Below are 19,534 nucleotides of genomic sequence, written 5' to 3'. Positions count from 1 at the left end.
CGTGCGCGGTTGTCGTGCGGTGTGTCGTGCTGTGTCTCGGTCGGGGAACGTATAGGGCCCTGCCCGAGGCGGCTGTTCTGGTGTCGGGGAAGTACACCAGAACGCTCCACGCCACGGACAGAGTCCGTACACGCTCTCCGCAGTTGGTCAGCGCCTGCCTGCGGGGTAGTCAGCCCTACAGGAGGCCGGAGAGAATGTCGTCGTCATCAGCTGCCGCGAAGGCAGCCTCGGTTTCTTGCTGGTAGTTAGCCCAGGACTCGGCGTCCCAGATCTCGAGAAAATCGACCGAGCCGATGACCACGCACTCCTTGGACAGGTGTGCGTACTCGCGGTGCGCCGGCGACAGCGTGATGCGACCGGAACCATCGAGCGTTTGCTCATCCGCGCTGGCAGCCAGGTTGCGGATGAAGGCGCGCGCCTTCGGGTTCGTGCGTGAAGCTGCAGCTGCCTTGCGGGCACGGGCCGCGAACTCCTCGCGGGGGTAGACCGCCAGAGAGTGGTCCTGCCCCTTGGTCACCATCAACCCGTCCGCCAAATCCTCCCGGAACTTGGCGGGCAGCGTCAGGCGCCCCTTGTCGTCGAGCTTGGGAGTGTAGGTTCCCAGAAACATCCGAAAGCCCACCTTCCTTCACTCTGTGACTACGGCTGTTCAACTTTTCCGAAGCGGCGAATCGTGGTTGCACGTAGTCAAGATGCCACCGCGGCCCTCCGCTGCGCCCCACTCTATCCCACTTTCCCCCACAAACGCCACACCCAGGCGCGTCCTGTCGCAAAACTTCTGGAAAATCGCAGGTTAACGGAACAAAAATTGGTGGTGGATCTACCCCTGAAAATCGGTTCCCTCGCTTGAAACGCGGTTCACATCAGCCACTCCAATTCTCTAGACAGCACTGAAATACCAGCTTCCCCAGGTGTTACCGCAGATCACGGCCCTGGGGCGGCAGGAGTACCGCGAGAGTGGGAGAAAGTGGGAGGAGAAGGTGGGGGTCGGTGGGTAAGAAAAAGCCCGCCCCACGCGCGTGCGCGGGGCGGGCTTGGTGCCGCCAGTAAGTTACTGACCCTCGAAACGGCGCTTGAAATTTTCTTCCATCTTCGAGCTGCGCGCGGGACGCCGCGTTGCGGCAACGGGGCGCGGCTGCGGCGAGGATTCGCCCGAAGGAGTGGTCAGAGCCATCACGCCGCCGGCGAGCATGACGATAAACCCGATGACGCTGACGGCAACGAGCCACACACTCACTGTCGCCAGTGCAACGCCGCCAATGAGCAGGACCAGGCCGGTTACCATCAGCGCGGCGCTGCGCATGGTGAGTCGGCCGCCGCCTGCTTGGCCTGCGAAACCGGAACCCTGGGGCACCCTGTCACCAAACTTGGGGTCCTCGGCGAGAAGCGATTGCTCGATCTCGCGAAGGGTGCGCTGTTCCTGCTCAGAAAGGGACACTGTCTACTCTCCAGCTCTACCGTTGGACGATTGTGCTTGGCTTACATCTACTACAACGGCCAGTGTATCCAGATTGTTCCTACCCGAGGTTTCCTTTCCGAAATGCGCACCCGACTACCAAGTTCACGCTAGGCAACTAAGGGTGCCTTCGTAGAGCCGGGGGTGGACTCTTCCAAGAATTCTTCTACCAGCGCAATGAGGCGGAGCACAACGTTGGCATCGGGGTTTGGTTCGATGCCCGTGATGGCCCTGTTGCGCGGGGCGGAAAACGCGGAAAACGTCGAGGCCCATTCTTTGCCACGATCCGACGTCAACGCGAGTTTGTCCCACGCACTAGCCGGAAGCCTCTTGCGTTTGCGTATCACCGGCGAGCCGGCGTTGACAGCTCCCGCCGCCCGAAGGGCCGCGCGGTAGGCGTTTTCCATTGCCATATCGAGGGCGCCCGCCTCGTAATCGGTGCGCGCCTGGGCAAGAAGCACATGCGCGGAACGGAAGAACTGTTCACGCCGGGTTCCGTGCGCGGCAGCTCCGTAGGTGGCTTTCGTGGTGGCTGAGACGATGCTGGACATGTGTACCTCCCGGGGTTGTGCGTCGTTTAATCTTGTTGATTGCCGATACTCTAAAACGCACGTTCGACATACCCCGGCAATGTTGGAACATTTGTTCTAATCGGGTCATTGTGTCCCGAACACCACCACTTCGTGTGCGCCGCATGGTTCGATAGAAGGGTGACTGTGACTTATCGTCGCCTCAGCGGCCCCGAATTCGCGATTCTCGCCCCCGACCTCGTTGACATCTACATCACGGCAATGGGATACGACCCGGCGATTCGCTCTGGCCGCATTTCTGTCTGGCAGCGCGAGATTGTCTGGCCCGGTTTCACTGCCGTCGCCGCCATCGAACGCACAGCAACAGCGGCCGGCAGCATGGGCGGCGCGGTTGACGGGGCGGTTGACGAGACGGTAGTCGGCATCGCGTACGGATTTATCGGCAGCCGCGAACGGTGGTGGGACCAACAGCTCATCCGTGGCCTGCGTCAAAACGGTGGGATAAGCCCGCAGCACTCAGCGATGCTTCGTGATTACTTCGAAATCGCCGAAATCCACGTCCACCCCTCCCGCCAGGGTGCGGGGATCGGGCGGGCCCTGCTTTCCCGTCTGCTGTGGAACGCCCCGGCGCGATGGGCCCTGCTGTCCACCCCCGAGGTTGCGAACGAATCCAACAACGCGTTCGGCCTGTACCGCTCGATGGGCTTTCGGGACATCCTGCGAGACTTCTACTACGCGGGCGACGATCGCCCCTTCGCCATCCTCGGCCGCACCCTTCCCCTGCACGCGGGCGGGTAGTGTTGAGGCGAAATATTGTCGATAGGTAATGAGGAGATCGTTGTGGTGGGTGCGCCGAGCGGGTTGGCCAGGGAGGACGCAAACCCGGCCGATTTCCCTTCAGCCGTCAAAGGTGCGCTCGAGGCGTTTCTCGACGAGCGCTACGCCGAGGTGGAGAAGATCGGCCCCCCGGTCACCCGCTCCGTTCAGCACCTGCGCGACTTCATCCTCGGCGGCGGCAAGCGGATCCGCCCCCTGTACGCCTGGACCGGCTTCTTCGGCGCGCGCGCCGCAGGCGGGGTTGGCTCCGAGGACCCGGAGGCTGTCCTGCGCGCCGTGAGCTCGCTCGAACTGATCCAGGCGTGCGCGCTGATTCACGACGACATCATCGACGCCTCCGATACCCGGCGCGGCAACCCCACAGTGCACCGCGCCGTGGAGGCCCGCCACAGTAAAGACGACCTGTTCGGCGACTCGGCGGACTACGGGCGCAACGAGGCCATCCTCATCGGCGACTTCGCACTGATCTGGGCGGAAGACATGTGGCGTTACTCGGGCCTCAGCGAGGCCGCGCTGACCCGCGCCGCCGAGCCGTGGCGCGGCATGCGCACCGAAGTCATCGGCGGCCAGCTGCTCGACATCGCGCTCGAGGCCGCCGCCAACGAGTCTGTCGAGATGGCCAACAACGTCAACCGCTACAAAACGGCCGCCTACACCATCGAGCGCCCGCTGCACCTCGGTGCCGCGATCGCCGGCGCGCCAGCGGACACGATAGAGGCGTTCCGCGGCTACGGCCGCGACATCGGGATCGCCTTCCAGCTTCGCGACGACCTACTCGGCGTCTTCGGCGACGAAGCCGTCACCGGCAAGCCGGCTGGCGACGACCTGCGCGAGGGCAAGCGGACGGTCCTGCTCGCCGCGGCGCTGAATCGTCTCGACGCCACCGACCCCGTCTCCGCCGCCCGCCTGCGCGATCGCGTGGGCCGCACGAGCGATCGCGACGAGCTTGCGGAGCTCGCGGCGATTGTGGAGTCCAGCGGCGCGATCGCGGACGTCGAAAAGCAAATTGCGGACTTAACTGAGTCCGGGCTTGCCCACTTGAGCAGGGCGGGTATTGATGGCGAGGTTGCGAACACGCTGCGTGATCTGGCGATTCGGGCGACGGAGCGCCGTGCCTAGGTCGGTATGGCTCGGCCTCGCCGCGGGGATTGTTATCGCCCTCGGCAGCTACGGCGCTGGCGCCACCCGCAACCGCGGCGGCGTAATGCGCGAGCTCGGCTTGGGCCACCTCATGTACGGCCACGGCCGCTCCATCATGGACGCGCTGCTCACCGCCGGCATTATTGCCCTAGTGGTGGCGTGGGTCTGGTTTGGGCGCGACCTCACCCGCCAACACGCGGGCGAGGCGGAGACCAAGCGCGCGACCTGGCTATGGGCCGCCGGGCTTGCCTTCGCCGCGCCGATCCTGTCGCGTGACGTCTACTCCTACCTCATGCAGGGCGCGATGCTTCGCGATGGCTTCGACCCCTACACCGAAGGCGCCGCGGTCAATCCGGGCCCCTACCTCTACGAAGTCAGCCACGACTGGCGCAACACGACCACCCCCTACGGGCCGCTGCACCTGTGGATTGGCGAGCGGATTACCACCCTCGTCGGCGACAACGTCACCTTGGGGATCCTGGCGTACAAGCTGCTTACCCTCGCCGGGTTCGCGGCGATCGTCTGGGCCGTGCCCCGCATCGCCGCAGAACTCGGCGGCAACCCCGCCCTCGCGCTCTGGCTCGGCGTGGCCAACCCGGTGATGCTGCTGCACATGGTCGGCGGGATGCACAACGAGGCGATTATGGTCGGGCTCGTCAGCGTGGGCCTGCTCGCCTGCCTGCGCAACCGTTTCGTGCTCGGCATCGTGGTGATTAGCCTCGCGGTGTCGCTCAAAGCCACCGCCGCGATCGCCCTGCCGTTCGTGGTGTGGATGGCCTACAACCGCCGCCGCAGTGACACCGCGACCCTCGCGCGCAACGCCGTCGATTTCGTGCTGGTCGGCGCGGTGTCGGTCGTGCTGACCATGGCCGTGCTGTGGGCCGTTACTGTGCTCTCCGGCTCCTCCTTCGGCTGGGTCGCCGAGATCTCCGGGAACTCAAAGGTGGTCAACCCGCTCGCCGGCCCCACCTTGGTCGCCGACGCGTTCACTCCCCTCGCCCAGCTTTTTGACGAGCACTTCCGCTACAACGCGGCACTCGCACTCGCGCGCCGGATCGGCGCGGTGCTGATGCTCGTCGGCCTGGCTCTGACGTGGTTTATCTTCCGCCGCAACGACCGCGAGGCGGTGGCGGGCATCGCGTGTGCCTACGCAGTGGCGTTCGTCGCCAACGCGGTGACCTTCCCGTGGTACTACGCCTCGCTGCTCTCCCTGCTGGGCACGGTGAGTACGCCGCTGTGGGTGCGGCGCGCCACGGTCTTCTTCTCCGTCGTGGTCGCTCTCGCCTTCACCGGCAGCGGCAACCACCGCTTTTACGACGGCTGGTTCATCGTCGTGTCCTTCGCCGCCGCCTGGATCGCCGCCGAGGTGGTCTACCCGCGGGCGCCGACAACGCCGGCTGAGGCTAGAACGCCATCGCCTGCGCTCGCCTGATCACCTCACGTGCGCCGTGGCTGTGCAGGGCGTCGATGGGCCGGCCGGGCAGCGACTCGTCGTCGGTGAACAGGTAGTGGAGGATCTCGTCGGCGCTGTAGCCGCCGTCGTGAAGCACCATGATGGCGCCGCCGACGAACTTGGACAGCTCCCCGTCCTCGCCTAAGAGGCGCTCGGGGACGTACTTCACCCCGTCTTTGCGGTAGACGAGCAGCTTGTGCGCACCCACGAGGTCGTGCACCTTGGTCACCGGCACGCCGAGGTACTCGGCGACATCCGGCAGCGGCAGAAGTGTCTCGTTGGCGAGCAATCCGTCGAGGTCAATATTCGGCGTAGTCACGTGAGATACCTTACCCGCGCACTGGCTGTGGGTTGGCTGTTGGAGGCGCCTGTCGGCCATACTGGAATGCATGACTGAGCTTGCCGTGGGTGATTATCTGGACAACCGCTACGTCATCGATCGCCCCATCGCCCGCGGCGGCATGTCCACGGTGTACCGCTGCGTCGACGTCCGCCTCGGTAGGGAGGTCGCGGCGAAGGTGATGGACAACCGCTACGTCGACGATCATCTCTTTCTTACCCGCTTCCGGCGCGAAGCCCGCGCCATGGCTCAGCTGTCGCACCCCAACCTGGTCAACGTCTACGACTTTTCCCACGAGGGCGACCACGTTTTCCTCATCATGGAGCTGATTCGCGGCGGCACGCTGCGCGAGTTGCTGGCCGAGCGCGGCCCGATGCCCCCGCACGCAGCCGCCGCGGTCATGCGCGCGACGCTGACCGGGCTCTCGATCGCCCACCGCAAGGGAATGGTGCACCGCGACATCAAGCCGGACAACATTCTGATCAACTTAGACCACCGCGTGAAACTTGCCGACTTCGGCCTCGTGCGTGCTGCTGCCGATGCCACTCACTCAACCGATCAGATCGTGGGCACTGTCAGCTATCTTTCGCCCGAGCAAGTCGATGGTTCCCCGATGGGCCCGGCCTCTGATGTCTACTCCGCCGGCATCGTCTTGTTCGAGCTGCTCACGGGAGGTGTCCCATTCTCGGGCGAGACTCCGCTGGCTCATGCGTACGCGCGGCTCAACCGGGACGTCCCGGCGCCGTCGTCACGCATCGAGGGCGTGCCCAAGCTTGTCGACGAGCTCGTTGCGACAGCAACCTCCCGCCGCCCCGAGGACCGCTTCGTCGACGCTGCCGAGTTCCTCGCCGCGCTTGACGACGTCGCCGCGGCGCTTGGCCTGCCCGACTACGTGGTGCCGGTGCCGCGCGACTCCGCCGCGAACCGCGCAGCGGCCCACCCGACGGCTGTCACGTTGCTGAACACCCCGCAGCCGCAGCCCGCACCGCCCGCGTTTGAGCGACGCCTGTTTCCCGAATCGGGTAGCACCCGCGTGGCCGGGGCCGCGCCACAACCCCCGGTGACCCCGGTGCCGGCAGCTCCGCCGCCTGCGGCACCCTCCCCTGTGCCAGTTGCCCCACCGCCAGTTGCCCCACCGCCGAAGCCGTTGACCAATCGCAGCGCGCTTGGCACCGCGATCTTCGTGGCGCTGTCGCTGCTGGTCATCGCGCTAGTGGCCATCGGCGCGTGGTGGTTCGGCTCGGGCATGTACGGCGAACTCCCCGCCCTCATTAGATAGGGCGGGGAGAACTGGGCGAAAGTTTTTAACCGGGCGCTTTTAGTAGCGCAGCATCTCGGCCACGAGGAAGGCCAGCTCCAGGGCCTGCTCGGTGTTCAGGCGCGGGTCGCAAGCGGACTCGTAGCGGCCCGGCAAATCCAGGTCGGTGATGTCCTGCGCTCCGCCGAGGCACTCGGTCACGTTCTCACCGGTGAGCTCGATGTGCACGCCGCCCGGGTGGGTGCCGAGCTCGCGGTGGACCTCGAAGAAGCCCTGGGCCTCATCAATGATCTTGTCGAAGTGCCGGGTCTTGTACCCGTTGGACGCGGTGAAGGTGTTGCCGTGCATCGGGTCGGACTGCCAGACAACCTTGTGGCCCGAGGCCTCGACGGCCTTGACGATGCCCGGCAGCACGCTGCGGACGTTGTCATGGCCCATGCGAATGACCATGGTAAGTCGGCCCGGCTCGCGGTTCGGATCCAGCTTCTCGGCGTACGCGACGGCTTCCTCAGGGGTGGCCTTCGGGCCGAGCTTGATCCCGATCGGGTTGTTGATCATCGCGGCGAAGTTGACGTGGAAGTCCTCCATGCCACGGGTGCGCTCACCGATCCAGAGCTGATGGGCGGAGAGGTCGTAGAGCTTGGTTTCTCCGTGGGAGTCCTCCGCGAGGCGCAGCATGGCGCGCTCGTAGTCCACAAGCAGCGCCTCGTGAGAGGCGTAGATCTCGCTGGTGCGCAGGTGCTCGTCGTTGACACCGCAGGCGCGCATGAAATCGAGCGAGCGCGAAATCTCGCGCGCCAGCGCCTCGTAGCGGGCACCAGCCGGCGACGACGCCACGAACTGGCGGTTCCAGTCGTGGATATGGTTCAGATCCGCCGTGCCCGACGAGGTCAGCGCACGCACCAAGTTCATGGCTGCCGAGGCGTTCGCGTACGCACGGACCATGCGGGCGGGGTCGTGTCGGCGGTCCTCAGGGGTGGGCTCCACACCGTTGACAATGTCGCCACGGTAGTTCGGCAGTCCGTTTTCGTCCAGGTCGGACGAGCGCGGCTTGGCGTACTGGCCAGCGATGCGGCCGAGCTTGACCACGGGCACCGAGGCGCCATACGTCAGCACGGCCGCCATCTGCAGCAGGGTGCGCACGTTAGCGCGGATGTGCGGCTCCGTGTTGGATTCGAAGGTCTCGGCGCAGTCGCCGCCCTGCAGGAGGAACGCCTTGCCCAGGGCGACGTCGGCAAGCTGGCCCTTGAGCACCTCGATCTCGGGTGCGAGTACGACGGGCGGAACGGACTCGAGGATCTTGCGCACGTAGCCGGCCTCGTTCGCGTCCCACGTCGGCTGCTGTTTGGCGTCACGGGAGATGACGTCCTGGAATCGTTCGTTCAAATCCCCCGGCAACGGCGGAAGATCGGGCAGAACGTCTTTGGGGATGTCGATAGTCCAACTCACCCCTCAAGTTTTATCATGCTGGGGGCATATTTGAAACCCCAGGTCACGGGAGGCGATTGTCACCTGGTGGAATGGTGTTCCCGCACGATGGAAACCTGCCCATTGTCGCCCAGCGGCAGGGCCGCGGTACAGGCGGTGAACTTGGCCAGGTTGTGGCGGGCGTCGACAAGCGCGTTGTGGTTGCCCTTGGGCAAACTGGGCAGCTTCGGGCGCCCCGCCATCTCCCAGTACTGCTTCAGTTCGCGGGTGTACCGCGGCAGCGCCTTAGGAAGCGCGCTCATGTCGCCCCACAGCTGGGCCAGGACCACATGATCGTAGGCGCCCACCCAGGCCCACAGCTCCGGGTGGCCCGGCCCGGCGGTGACAAACTCGAGCACCTCGCGCCGGATCGCGGAGTTCGGTTTCCACTCGGACTCCCCGGGGCTGGGAAGCTTGTCCAGGACGTTGTCGCGCACCCACCGGTTCGCCTTGGCCGCGTCGAAGTCCGTCGACACCGCGTAATACTCGCGGCCGTCCTCGGCGACAATCCCGATGGAGACCAGCTCGATGGTAGCGCCGTCCTCGATGAACTCGGTGTCGTAGAAGTAGCGCACCCTACCCACGCCCGGACGCGTCATCGCGCTCCGCGGGATCCGGGGCGGATGCCCCGCGTCGGCGCGGCCAGAACATGACCACCGCCACGCCGATCACCGCGAGCGGGGCGACAACGTTGATGTAGCGGCCGGTCTGGGTGGCCACCATGACTGCGGCGACGAGCACGCAGCATAAGGCCACGCGGATGAGAAGGTCTCGGTCCATGGCCACCATCTTAAATTACGGCGTCTTAGGTTCCGTACCCGCGGGGTAGCCGTGGCCGGCCTCGAGCGACTTCTTCACCTCGGACGCGTATGCGTCCACGTACTCGTAGCCCGACAGCTCACTGAGCTTTTCCATGATGAAGTCGGTGAACGGGCGCGCCACCTCACGGGAGTCGGGGTCGCAACCGTTCTCGCGCGCCCACGCGTGCGGGCTGATCGGCTCCCCGACCTTGATGCGCACCCGCCGGGGACGCGGAACGAAGGTGCCAATCGGGTTGGCGTTGCGGGTGCCAATCATCGCCACCGGGATGACGTCGACGTTGTTTTTCATCGCGATACGCGCCATGCCGGTGCGCCCCTTGTACAGGCGCCCGTCCGGCGAGCGGGTGCCCTCGGGGTAGAACCCCATCAGCTTTCCGTCGGCGAAGACCTCCTCCGCCGCGCGCTCCAGGTCGTCTGCGGCCCCGGAGGAGCTGCGATCTACTGGGATCTGGCCCACCGAGCTGAAGAAGAAGCGCTGGATCGCTCCGCCGACACCCGGGGTGGTGAAGTATTCCTTCTTCGCCGGGAACGTGAGCTGGCGCCACACCATCAGCGGGAGGTAGAACGAATCCATCACGGCCTGGTGGTTCGACGCCAAAATGGCGGTGCCTGTGCGCGGAATGTTGTGCGCGCCCTCGATCGTCGGCCGGTTCCACACCAGCAACGGCGGGCCTAGGATGGCCTTGAACACCGCATACCATTTGTTCACCATGTGCTTTTCCTTTACACCAGTTTCCGCGCCAAATCAGCCACGCCGATCATACCTGCCTCGGGGCCGAGCTCGGTGCGAATGAGTGTCGGCAGCGGCCGGTAGCCGGCGCCCACGATGTCGCGGGTCATGGCACCCCTCGCCCGGTCGATGAAGAGATCCGCGTCGTCGCTGACACCCCCGCCCAGCACGATGAGCTCGGGGTCGAGCACGTCGGCGACGATGGAGAGCCCCTGGCCGAGCCAGTCCGCGAACGTGTCGACGGCCGCCCGCCCCAGCGCATCCCCGCTCCGCGCCGCAGCCATCACGTCGTGCCCGTTGGCGCGCTTGTCCACTACTTTGCGGTAGAGCCCGCACGCCTTGTACCCGCCGGCGGAGGCGACCTCCACGGCGGTATCCACCAGAGCCGTGCCGGAGGCGTAGCGCTCCAGACAGCCGTGTTTGCCGCAGGAGCACACCCGCCCACCCGGCACGACGGTGAGGTGCCCGAACTCCGGGGCCGTGCCGAACGCCCCGCGGTAGATCTCGCCGCGGTGCATCAGCGTGGCGCCGATTCCCGTGCCGACGGCGAAGAACACCCACGTCTCGGCGTTCTTCGCCGCGCCGAACTTGTATTCCCCCCACGCCGCGGAGTTAGCGTCGTGCTCGAGGCGCACGGGCAGACCGATCGCGTCTTCCAGCATGGCCTTGACGGGAGCGTCGTTACGCCAGGGCAAGTGCGGGGCAAAGCGCACCTTCTCGCAGGCGGGGTCCAAAAACCCGGCGATCGCCGCACCGACCGCCGCAATGTCGTGGTCACGGCGCACCTCGGCGACGAGCCGGGTAATCGACGCGGTGAGCTCATCTGCGTCGTGCGGGGTTTCAATCGAGCGCGAGTCGATGATCTCTCCGGCGGCCGTGACCACGCCAGCTCGGGTGTTCGTGCCGCCAATATCGAAGCCGATGGTCAACGGCGCGGCGTCCGCGCGTCGGGTTTCGGGGAGCATAGCCAACTATATTAACCCGTCGGGCTCAGAAGGTTGTAGAGCCTGTCTCCCAAGGCTTCCCACGAAAAGGCCCGCTCCACGTGGGCGCGGCCGGCTCGGCCCATCTCGCGGCGTCGTGCAGGATCCCCCAGCAGGGAGATGATCGCAGCGGCCACCGCGTCGTGGTCTCGCCCGTCGACCACGACACCGGTTTGATCCGTCACCGTCTCCGGCGCCCCACCCGAATCCCCCACCACGACCGGCACGGCGCACGCCTGGGCTTCGAGGTAGACAATGCCGAGCCCCTCCACGTCCAGGCCCGCTCCCCTCGTCCGCGCGGGCATCGCGAACACGTCCGCCGCCGCGACGATGTCGCGCAGACGCGCACGATCCACGGCTCCGGTGAACACCACGGATTCGGCGAGCGGTCTCGCGCGCCTTGTCAAGGCGCGTGCGTAGGGCCCCTCGCCGACGATGACGAGGCGTGCGTCGGGGTAGGCATCGATGATGCTGGGGAGGGCGTCGATAAGCGTGTCCTGGCCCTTGCGGCGCACGAGCCTGGACGCGCAAACAATCATCGGCCCGCGGATGCCCAGCTCGGAGCGCACGGCGGCACGCTCGGGCTCGCTGGCCGGGCGAAAAAATTGCTTGTCGACGCCCGACGGCAACGCCTCGAACCTCGGCATCGCCCCAAACGCGCTCCGGAAGCGCCCGACAGCGTACTCCGACACGTACGTCACCACGTCCGCGCGCCGCCCGATGACCGAGAGCACCTGACGCGCGCCAGGCAGCATCGACCAGCCGACCTCATGGCCGTGGGTCGAGGCGAGAACCCGCCGCGCTCCAGCCGACTTCGCCGCCGCCCCCATCAGCGCCAGGGGCGCAGCGGCTCCGAACCATACGGTGTCCACGCCGTGTTCGCGGATGAGGCGGCGCATCTCGCGGACCGTCGCCGGGGTGGGGAGCATGACGCGGCGCGGCCAGCGCACCACGGTGTAGCCAACGTTCGAGTCCCAGCGCCTAGCCGCGTCGGCGTCTTGAGTGGAGGCGAACACGAGGAGCTCGTCGGGGCCGGCCCTCCGCACGAACTCATCGGCGAAGTCCCTCACATACGACTGAATCCCACCGACAGCGGGTGGGAAGTCGTTAGTGACGAGCAGCACCGGCATTCTAGTAGCGGACCGCTCCCTGCACCGGCATCGAGTTCAACGGCACGACCTGGACGGGGATGCCATAGTCGGATGCGTGGACGACCTGGCCGTTGCCGATGTACATGCCCACATGCGTGACACCCGGGTAGTAGCCGACGATGTCACCCGGTTGCAGGTCCGACATGGACACGGGGGTTCCGCCAGCAAGCTGCGCCTGGGAGGTGCGCGGGATCGACTTCCCGTTCTGGGAGTACGCCCACACCATCAGCCCGGAGCAGTCGAAAGCATCGGGCCCGGCGGCCCCCCAGCCGTAGGGCTTGCCCAGCTGCGCGAGCGCAGCGGCCGTGATCGCGTTACCGAACGCACCCGGGTCAAGCATGTCCGCAGGCACCGGGTTGGCCTGGTTCGTCCAAGCCTCACGCGCCGCGGGCGAGAGCGCATCCACACGGGCCTCAACGTCTTTGATCCGGGCCTCGATGTCAGCACGCTCCTTTTCCAGCTGCGCCAACTGTGTGTCGAGCTTGACGCGGTTGTACTGCGCGGTCGCCTTAGCGACGTCCGCTTCACGCGCGGCCTGAATCGCCTCTTCGTTCGCGGCGCGCAGGCCATCAAGCTGCTCCTGGCGCTTGCGGGAAATGGATCCGAGGTAGGTGGTCTTGTCAATGACCTCCTGCGGGGTAGCGGAACCGAGCGTGTTCACCACATTGTCCACCTGCAGCGTGCGGTAGGTCGAAGTCGCGACAGCGTTGACGTCCCCCTGCTGCATGGCGCGGGCTCCACGCACCTCCTCGGCCCTAGCCTGGGCAGCAGCGGCCGCCCGAGCGCTATCATCGAGCTCCGCACGCGCCTGCTCGAGCTGGCCCTCGAGGTCCTTAATCTGCTCCATCTTCGCGGTCGCTTCGTCCGAGACGGTACCTAGTTCCGCAATGAGGGTGTCCAGGTCTTCGGCGTGTGCGGGAGAAACGAGTCCGGCCACGGTGGCACCCGCGACGGCCAGGGAAACGGTTGTGTATGCAATTGTTCCGGCGCTTCGGCGAGCGCGCGGAGGAAGAGAGTGCTTACCCACGGTGGACTTCCTCGACACTTTCCTTGTAAAACCCTTTAACAGGATATGGGCCGCATCCGCAACGGACACGGCGCTGGAGCCGCAGCTAAGCAGCTCGAGCTTTATAGAACTGTTACACACTATAGCGCCCCGAACCCGAGAATCAAGACATTGCCCCCGATTTGTTTTGAGGCGCAAAACTGGCCCCGCACGCCGTCGCGCGGGGCCAGTTTGAGAATGCGTTTAGAAGCGAACCACGGAGTGGATCGGCATCATGTTGAGCGGGCGCTCCGTAACCGGGGAGCCGGAGTTTAAAGCGTCGATGATGGTGCCGTTGCCGGCGTAGATGCCGACGTGGGAGGCGCCGCTGTAGTAGACAACGACGTCGCCCGGCTGGATGTCGTTCAGGCTGACGGGGGTGCCGCCGGAAGCCTGCGCCTGAGAGGTACGCGGGATGGACTTACCAGCCTGTGCGTGGACCCAGGAGGTGAAACCGGAGCAGTCGAAGGCGTTGGGGCCGGCCGCGCCGTAGACGTACGGGGAGCCGATCTTGGAGCGGGCGATGTCAACGATCTGCTGGCCAGCGGAGGGTGCCGGAGCGACGATTGCCGGTGCCGCAGCAGCTTCGACGGTCTGCGCGGACGTGTCAGCCGGGGCGGTGGCGTAGCGGGTCTCAGCCTCCGCGAGGAAGTCGGAGAAGCCCGGGATGTTGGTTACGCCCGGCACAGCCTTGACTGCCGCGATTGCAGCTGCGACGTCACCGGTGGGTGCCTGACCACCCAGCGAGGGGATCCACATCTCAATGCCGGGGATGGCAGCGATCCCGGGGACGTTCTCGATGCCGGGAACCTGGACGCTGACGGGGCTGTTGGGGACACGAACCTCAGCAGCCTCTGCGGTGGCCGGTGCCAGAAGGGTTGCGCCCGTAACGAGGGCGGAAACGGCAGCAATGTTGCGCGCTGCGGACGAGTTCTGGCGACGGTGCTTTGTCACGTGAAATACTCCATATCTTCTCTTGCCTACCGGGTTAGCTGTCGGGTTGGACTCGAGAAAAGTCCTGCGCCGCTCCTTCTTGACCCAAACGAGTCGGGAAAAGATCCTTGCGCGCATTCACCCCAGGTGTGGCCCGCGGGCCCTGTAGTGGGTCCCCGGCTCCCCTTCAGCCGCAGGCGCCTTGTGCGCTGTGGCTGCCGAGGACTCGGCGTTATACGTTTTTGTTGTCGTAACTTGCATCCAACGATCGTTGCCGCAATGTCTCGAATAGGTTACGAAACCGCAACGGCAATTGTCCAATGCGACATCCGTTATCGCGTCGTTATTTTTGTACAACCGCGCATTCAGCCTCACCCGAGGGGTGGGCTCACCGTTGCCACCACGGGGACTAAAGTAGAAATTATGCTTTCTAGCTGCATGTTTACGAAATTCCCGAGGGTCAATCGCAGAAACCGTTGCCCCGGCGGCCCCGCCGAAGATTGGCCGCTGTGACGTTTGACACACGTAATACGTTACCGGGTCGCAATAGAGAAATGGGCCTCCCTTTCGGGAGGCCCATTATTCGCGCTCTAACGCGGCACTGTTCTCAAACTACTTGTCATCTCGCGGCGTTGCGTCGCGGTCAGATGAGTGCTTGGTAGCTTCCAATGTGCGCAGCGTCTCAATTTCGTCGTGGTGGTTGCTCTCCGCGGCGTCGCGCACCCGCTCGGTGACGCCGAGCTCCGCCGGAGAGAACGTGCCGATCGTTTCGGAATCCGCGTAGCCCAGCTGGTTCATCTGCTTCGGCACACGAGCACCCGCGTACTCCAGCGGGATCGGGTGACCATGCTCGTCGACCGGGCCGAGAGGCTGGTGGATCTCCACGAAGGCGCCGTTCGGCAGCTTCTTGATGATGCCGGTCTCGATACCGTGCTCCAGAACTTCGCGGTCGGAACGCTGGAGGCCGACACAGATGCGGTAGGTGATGAAGTACACCAGCGGCGGCAGAACGATCAGGCCGATGCGTCCGAACCAGGTCATCGCGTTGAGCGAAATCTGGAAGAAGTGTGCGACGTGGTCGTTGCCGCCGGAGATGGTCAGCAACAAGAAGAATGTCACGGCCATGACGCCGATGCCGGTTCGCACTGGAACGTCGCGGGGGCGCTGCAGGAGGTTGTGGTGAGCACGGTCACCAGTGACCGCCTGCTCAATGAACGGGTAGGCAAAGAGCAGCATCACGAGGATGCCACACATCAACGCCACCCAGAACGCACCCGGGATGGTGTAGTTGCCCAGGTAGAGCTCCCACGCCGGCATGACGCGCGCCGCGCCGTCCGTCCACAGCATGTAGACGTCGGGCTGGGAACCAGCGGAGACCTGCGAGGGGTTGTAGGGCCCCAGGTTCCAGATCGCGTTGATGGTGGTCAGACCCGCCATGCCGGAGAGCACGGCGAAAACAACGAACATGAACCCGATGGCCTTGACCGCGAACACCGGCATGATGCGGATGCCCACGACGTTGTTCTCCGTGCGGCCTGGGCCGGGGAACTGGGTGTGCTTCTGGAACCACACGAGAAGCAGGTGGGCCGCGACGAGCGCGAGGATCAGGCCCGGCAGGATCAGAACGTGCAGGATGTAGAAGCGGTCCAGCATGAGGTCCGACGGGAAGTCGCCGCCGAAGATCGCCCAGTGCATCCAGGTACCGATGATCGGGATGCCGACGATGATGGCGGACATGATGCGCAGGCCCACGCCGGAGAGCAGGTCGTCGGGCAGGGAGTAGCCCATGAAGCCCTCGATCATGCCGACGAGGATCAGGGTGACACCGATGATCCAGTTCGCTTCACGCGGGCGTCGGAAGGCGCCGGTGAAGAAGATGCGCAGCATGTGCGCGAACATGGACATCATGAACATCAAAGCGGCCCAGTGGTGCATCTGGCGGACGAACAATCCGCCGCGCACCTCGAAGGAAATGTCCAGTGCCGTTGCGTACGCACGCGACATCTCGACGCCGTTGAGCGGCAGGTAGCCACCGTCGTAGATTACCTTGGTGATCGATGGGTCGAAGAACAACGCCAGGTAAATACCGGTCAGCAGCAGGATGATGAAGCTGTACAGCGCCATCTCACCGAGCATGAACGACCAGTGCGTCGGAAAGACCTTGTTCAGCTGCGGGCGCAGGAAACCAGAGACAGTGTAGCGCGAATCAATATTGTCCGCGGCTTGTGCGAGTTTAGTGCTCATTAGGACTTACGCTCCCAGAATGCAGGGCCAACGGGCTCGATGAAGTTTCCGCTGGCAACGAGGTAACCTTCTTCGTCAACTGTCACAGGAAGCTGCGGCAGGGCACGTGCGGCCGGGCCGAACACCGGCTTGCCGTAGTGCAACGCATCGAACTGCGACTGGTGGCACGGGCACAGGATGCGGTTGGTCTGAGCCTCGTACAGAGACGTCGGGCAACCAATGTGCGTGCAGATCTTCGAGTAGGCGTAGTAGTCGCCGTAGTGGAACGTTTCCTGCCCCTCGCGCTCGACGACGCGGTTAGCGTCCTCGGAGCGCAGACGGATTAGCATGACGGCGTTACGCGGACCGTGGATGGAGTGCATGTGGTTTTCGTAAACCTCGCGCTCGGGGTCGTAGGTTGCGCCGTCATTGACGTCCTCCTCGTAGAGGGGGAAGACCGTCTCCATCGACCCGGCCGCCAGGTCCTCGGGGCGCATACGCACCACGCGCGAAACACCGGCGGTGGTGTAGTGCTTGCCTGCCTGGCCCTCGTGCAGCTCGGCGATGGCACCGGTATCGCGGCCGAGGTAGACCTTCACACCTTCCTCGATCTTGGTCCAGCCATGCGTCCACAGGGTGCCGTCGCCGTAGTAATTGAGCTCGTGACGAGGGCGCCACGGGTTCTTAATCAGGCCACCGAGCGGGGCGATGATGATCAGGCCGGTCAACAGGCCAGCGCCACCGAGCAGGCCCTGCATGACTTTACGACGACCGAGGGTTGAGGTCTCCCAAGCGTCGTTAAGCAGCGCGGTGGTCGTGCGGCGATCGAGCTCGCTGGAGCGACCGTCGTGGCGGCGCTGCACCGAGATCTCCTCCGGCACGAACTTCTTCACGTACTGGATGATTGCGATGCCCAGCGCACCCAGCGCGAGCATCGACGTCAGGCCGAGCAAGGGGGTGTAGAGGGTGTACATCCACAGGCCTTCATCGCCATGGAACTTCGGCTCCCACGGCCAGAACAGGTACACGCCGAGAAACGCGAGGCCCATCACAATCGAGATGGTCAGCCACACATTGATGCCGGCCGCTGCGGCCTTTTCGCGCGGATCGCCTTCCACCGGGAAGCGTTCCTTGCGGTACGCAACGGTGACGTCATCGAGCTCGGTGCCCAGTGCGGCGAGCTCGGCGTTGTTCATGCGGTCGAGTTCCGCGTCAGTGTAATTCTTCTTCACTTCATTGCTCATGAGCGCGATCCAATCCAGATAGCAGCAGCGGCGACGAGAGTGACGCCGATGATCCACATAGCCATACCCTCAGAAACCGGGCCGAGGCCACCGAGTCCCCAGCCGCCCGGGCTCGGGGTCTCCTTGCTGGACTTGATGAAGGCGATGATGTCCTTCTTCTCGTCCGCAGTCAGCTGACGATCGGAGAACTTCGGCATGTTCTGCGGTCCGGTCAGCATCGCCTGGTAAATCTCCTGCTCGTTGGCAGGGTCGAGCTCAGGCGCGTACTTGCCGGAGGACAGCGCGCCACCGCGGCCGGTGAAGTTGTGGCAGGAAGCGCAGTTGAGGCGGAACAGCTCGCTGCCGCGGGCAACATCCTCGGCCTGAATCTGGCCGTCGTAGTTCTTTCCGCGCAGCTCCTCCATCGCGATGGAACCGTCTTCGTTGTAGACAAGCTCCGGCCCGCCACCATTTGCCGCGACGTAAGCGGCCATGGCGAGCGCCTGCGACTCGGTGTAGCGCGGGCGCTTGCGTTCGGCTTGGGCGTCATTCGACATCATCGGCATACGTCCAGAGTTGACCTGGAAGTACACAGCGCCCTCACCGGTGCCGATCAGAGACGGACCGCGGTCCTGAACGCCTTGGAGGTTAGCGCCGTGGCACGTGATGCAGGCGACGTCGTAGAGGTCTTTGCCCTCCTGGATCAGCGCCTGATCATCACGCTGTGCCGTCGCCACTTGGGCGTTGGGGGTCAGAGCGGTAGCCAGGAAGCCAGCACCGGTCAGGCCGAGAGTGAGAGCAGCGGCGCCCGCGACTGTGCGCCGCATCTTGCGGCGGCTCCGCGTCTTCTTTGGGGTGTTATCCATCGTGTTCCCTTAAGCGACTGTGAGTCTTATACGTGGCGTCTTCCCGCGGGTTCCGCGGGCAAGGCGCATTACTGAACGAGGTACAGGGTGACAAAGACGCCAATCCAGATGACGTCGACGAAGTGCCAGTAGTAGGACGTCGCCATCGCGGCAGTAGCCTGCGCCGGCGTGAACTTCGACTTGGCAACGCGCAACATCACCACGATGAAGGCGATGATGCCGGCCGTCACGTGCGCCATGTGGAAGCCGGTGATGATGTAGAACACCGAGCCGTACACGGAGGCCTGAGGAGTCACTCCGTGGCTGACCATCTCAAACCACTCGAAGGCGACGAGCCCGAGGAAGACCACGCCGAGCCCGATGGTGACGCTGAACCACCTGCGTAGTCCGTAGACGTCTCCCCTCTCCGCGGCAAACACGCCCATCTGAGAGGTCACGGAAGACAGCACGAGAACGATCGTGATGATGAGACCGAACATCACGTTCAGGTACTCAGTCTGCTTCTCCCAGTCCCCGGTGGTCATGCCGTTTGCACGCGACGTGAAGTACATCGCGAACAGTCCGGCGAAGAACATCAACTCTTGGGCGAGGAACGCGATCGTGCCCACGCTGACCATGTTCGGCCGGTTCAGCACTGGGACACGATTCGGCGGTGTCGCCATCTCTTGGTTAGTAATTGCGGTCGTCACGCATGTGATTATCGCCCTTTTTGTCCTGAAAGTCACCTCGTATACCCCCGAAAAGTGACTGACGGAAAGGCTTCAACCTGCCCTTATTTTCTCCCAATATGTGCTAAAGAAATTTTCTCTTCCGCTGCGGGAACTTTCTCACCCGTCTATCCGACGCGGGTTAACGCAGGTCATCCCCCTAGAAGCTCGCACCGCTTCGCAACACCCCCTCGAGCCCCGCCCACCGATCTCCCGCTTCACACCCTCAGGGCTGCCTCACCCGGTGCAACTAGTGACAGTTCTCACACTGTCGCCGTAGAGTGCCGCGCACCTACCCAACTTTCGGTTGACCCCTTGGGTCCCGGCGCCCTGTTTTCCAGCAAAGCGAAACCCCCCGCGCCTTTTCGGTT

At 64.6% G+C, this 19,534-nt stretch carries 19 protein-coding genes, 1 pseudogene and 1 riboswitch; of the genes and pseudogenes, 4 read left to right on the top strand and 16 right to left on the bottom strand.

Annotation, left to right across the window (positions count from 1 at the left end):
* Positions 1-175: 175 nt before the first annotated feature.
* The 3 genes from mraZ to HMPREF0298_RS04560 all read right to left on the bottom strand — a co-directional run bounded on the left by mraZ (position 176) and on the right by HMPREF0298_RS04560 (position 2,007).
* Positions 176-610: a division/cell wall cluster transcriptional repressor MraZ gene (mraZ, locus tag HMPREF0298_RS04570; RefSeq protein ID WP_006839943.1), complete on the bottom strand. Its 435-nt coding sequence runs from the start codon at positions 608-610 to the stop codon at positions 176-178.
* Positions 611-1,051: 441 nt separating this feature from the next.
* Positions 1,052-1,438 (bottom strand): DUF3040 domain-containing protein, encoded by a 387-nt coding sequence (locus tag HMPREF0298_RS04565; RefSeq protein ID WP_006839942.1) that lies wholly within the window; start codon positions 1,436-1,438, stop codon positions 1,052-1,054.
* A 128-nt stretch (positions 1,439-1,566) separates the two neighbouring features.
* Positions 1,567-2,007: an SAV_6107 family HEPN domain-containing protein gene (locus tag HMPREF0298_RS04560; protein ID WP_006839941.1), complete on the bottom strand. Its 441-nt coding sequence runs from the start codon at positions 2,005-2,007 to the stop codon at positions 1,567-1,569.
* A gap of 159 nt (positions 2,008-2,166) precedes the next feature.
* Between HMPREF0298_RS04560 and HMPREF0298_RS04555 the strand changes: the two genes are divergently transcribed.
* From HMPREF0298_RS04555 to HMPREF0298_RS04545, 3 genes are read left to right on the top strand one after another with little or no spacing between them, the layout of a single operon-like run.
* Positions 2,167-2,784 (top strand): GNAT family N-acetyltransferase, encoded by a 618-nt coding sequence (locus tag HMPREF0298_RS04555; RefSeq protein ID WP_006839940.1) that lies wholly within the window; start codon positions 2,167-2,169, stop codon positions 2,782-2,784.
* Positions 2,785-2,820: 36 nt separating this feature from the next.
* Entirely contained in the window at positions 2,821-3,942 is a 1,122-nt protein-coding gene (locus HMPREF0298_RS04550; RefSeq protein WP_425358140.1) for a polyprenyl synthetase family protein, read from the top strand.
* On the top strand, positions 3,935-5,395 hold the full coding sequence (locus HMPREF0298_RS04545) for an alpha-(1->6)-mannopyranosyltransferase A (protein WP_006839938.1): 1,461 nt from the start codon (positions 3,935-3,937) through the stop codon (positions 5,393-5,395). Before HMPREF0298_RS04550 ends, HMPREF0298_RS04545 begins: the two co-directional genes overlap by 8 nt.
* On the opposite strand, the gene HMPREF0298_RS04540 is transcribed toward HMPREF0298_RS04545, so the two are convergent.
* Positions 5,367-5,735, bottom strand: a complete 369-nt coding sequence (locus HMPREF0298_RS04540) for an Rv2175c family DNA-binding protein (protein WP_040422499.1) — start codon at positions 5,733-5,735, stop codon at positions 5,367-5,369. The genes HMPREF0298_RS04545 and HMPREF0298_RS04540 overlap by 29 nt on opposite strands.
* Positions 5,736-5,805: 70 nt before the next feature.
* Between HMPREF0298_RS04540 and HMPREF0298_RS04535 the strand changes: the two are divergent.
* Positions 5,806-7,029 (top strand): annotated as a pseudogene (locus HMPREF0298_RS04535) (protein kinase domain-containing protein); the annotation flags it as partial.
* A gap of 45 nt (positions 7,030-7,074) precedes the next feature.
* Here HMPREF0298_RS04535 and HMPREF0298_RS04530 read toward each other — a convergent pair.
* The 12 genes from HMPREF0298_RS04530 to ctaE all read right to left on the bottom strand — a co-directional run bounded on the left by HMPREF0298_RS04530 (position 7,075) and on the right by ctaE (position 19,145).
* Positions 7,075-8,463 (bottom strand): class II 3-deoxy-7-phosphoheptulonate synthase, encoded by a 1,389-nt coding sequence (locus HMPREF0298_RS04530; protein ID WP_006839935.1) that lies wholly within the window; start codon positions 8,461-8,463, stop codon positions 7,075-7,077.
* 59 nt (positions 8,464-8,522) lie between these two features.
* Positions 8,523-9,056, bottom strand: a complete 534-nt coding sequence (locus tag HMPREF0298_RS04525) for a polyadenylate-specific 3'-exoribonuclease AS (protein WP_040422497.1) — start codon at positions 9,054-9,056, stop codon at positions 8,523-8,525.
* A 1-nt stretch (position 9,057) separates the two neighbouring features.
* Positions 9,058-9,261: a hypothetical protein gene (locus HMPREF0298_RS04520; protein WP_157464378.1), complete on the bottom strand. Its 204-nt coding sequence runs from the start codon at positions 9,259-9,261 to the stop codon at positions 9,058-9,060.
* 15 nt (positions 9,262-9,276) lie between these two features.
* A complete protein-coding gene (locus HMPREF0298_RS04515; RefSeq protein WP_006839932.1) occupies positions 9,277-10,014 on the bottom strand; it encodes a lysophospholipid acyltransferase family protein in 738 nt (245 codons plus the stop codon).
* 11 nt (positions 10,015-10,025) lie between these two features.
* The gene (locus HMPREF0298_RS04510) at positions 10,026-10,997 is read right to left on the bottom strand and encodes an ROK family protein (protein WP_006839931.1); all 972 of its coding nucleotides are present in this window, start codon (positions 10,995-10,997) and stop codon (positions 10,026-10,028) included.
* 11 nt (positions 10,998-11,008) lie between these two features.
* Positions 11,009-12,145 (bottom strand): glycosyltransferase family 4 protein, encoded by a 1,137-nt coding sequence (locus HMPREF0298_RS04505; RefSeq protein ID WP_006839930.1) that lies wholly within the window; start codon positions 12,143-12,145, stop codon positions 11,009-11,011.
* 1 nt (position 12,146) lies between these two features.
* A complete protein-coding gene (locus HMPREF0298_RS04500) occupies positions 12,147-13,193 on the bottom strand; it encodes a C40 family peptidase (protein ID WP_040422495.1) in 1,047 nt (348 codons plus the stop codon).
* A 222-nt stretch (positions 13,194-13,415) separates the two neighbouring features.
* The gene (locus HMPREF0298_RS04495; protein ID WP_006839928.1) at positions 13,416-14,165 is read right to left on the bottom strand and encodes a C40 family peptidase; all 750 of its coding nucleotides are present in this window, start codon (positions 14,163-14,165) and stop codon (positions 13,416-13,418) included.
* A 12-nt stretch (positions 14,166-14,177) separates the two neighbouring features.
* A riboswitch (cyclic di-AMP (ydaO/yuaA leader) is annotated at positions 14,178-14,386 on the bottom strand.
* A 370-nt stretch (positions 14,387-14,756) separates the two neighbouring features.
* Entirely contained in the window at positions 14,757-16,388 is a 1,632-nt protein-coding gene (gene qcrB / locus HMPREF0298_RS04490; protein WP_006839927.1) for a cytochrome bc1 complex cytochrome b subunit, read from the bottom strand.
* Positions 16,388-17,611, bottom strand: coding sequence for a cytochrome bc1 complex Rieske iron-sulfur subunit (gene qcrA / locus HMPREF0298_RS04485; RefSeq protein WP_006839926.1), 1,224 nt, complete (start codon positions 17,609-17,611; stop codon positions 16,388-16,390). The genes qcrB and qcrA overlap by 1 nt, the downstream gene beginning before the upstream one ends.
* Complete coding sequence (gene qcrC / locus HMPREF0298_RS04480; RefSeq protein WP_006839925.1) at positions 17,608-18,456, bottom strand: cytochrome bc1 complex diheme cytochrome c subunit; 849 nt, start codon at positions 18,454-18,456, stop codon at positions 17,608-17,610. The genes qcrA and qcrC overlap by 4 nt, the downstream gene beginning before the upstream one ends.
* Positions 18,457-18,524: 68 nt before the next feature.
* Entirely contained in the window at positions 18,525-19,145 is a 621-nt protein-coding gene (ctaE, locus tag HMPREF0298_RS04475) for an aa3-type cytochrome oxidase subunit III (RefSeq protein ID WP_186309863.1), read from the bottom strand.
* Between the last annotated feature and the right edge of the window lie 389 nt (positions 19,146-19,534).

It is taken from the genome of Corynebacterium lipophiloflavum DSM 44291 (assembly GCF_000159635.1).
Taxonomy (GTDB): domain Bacteria; phylum Actinomycetota; class Actinomycetes; order Mycobacteriales; family Mycobacteriaceae; genus Corynebacterium; species Corynebacterium lipophiloflavum.
Note: the sequence above shows the minus strand (reverse complement) of the source record. Positions and strands in the feature narration are given on the sequence as shown.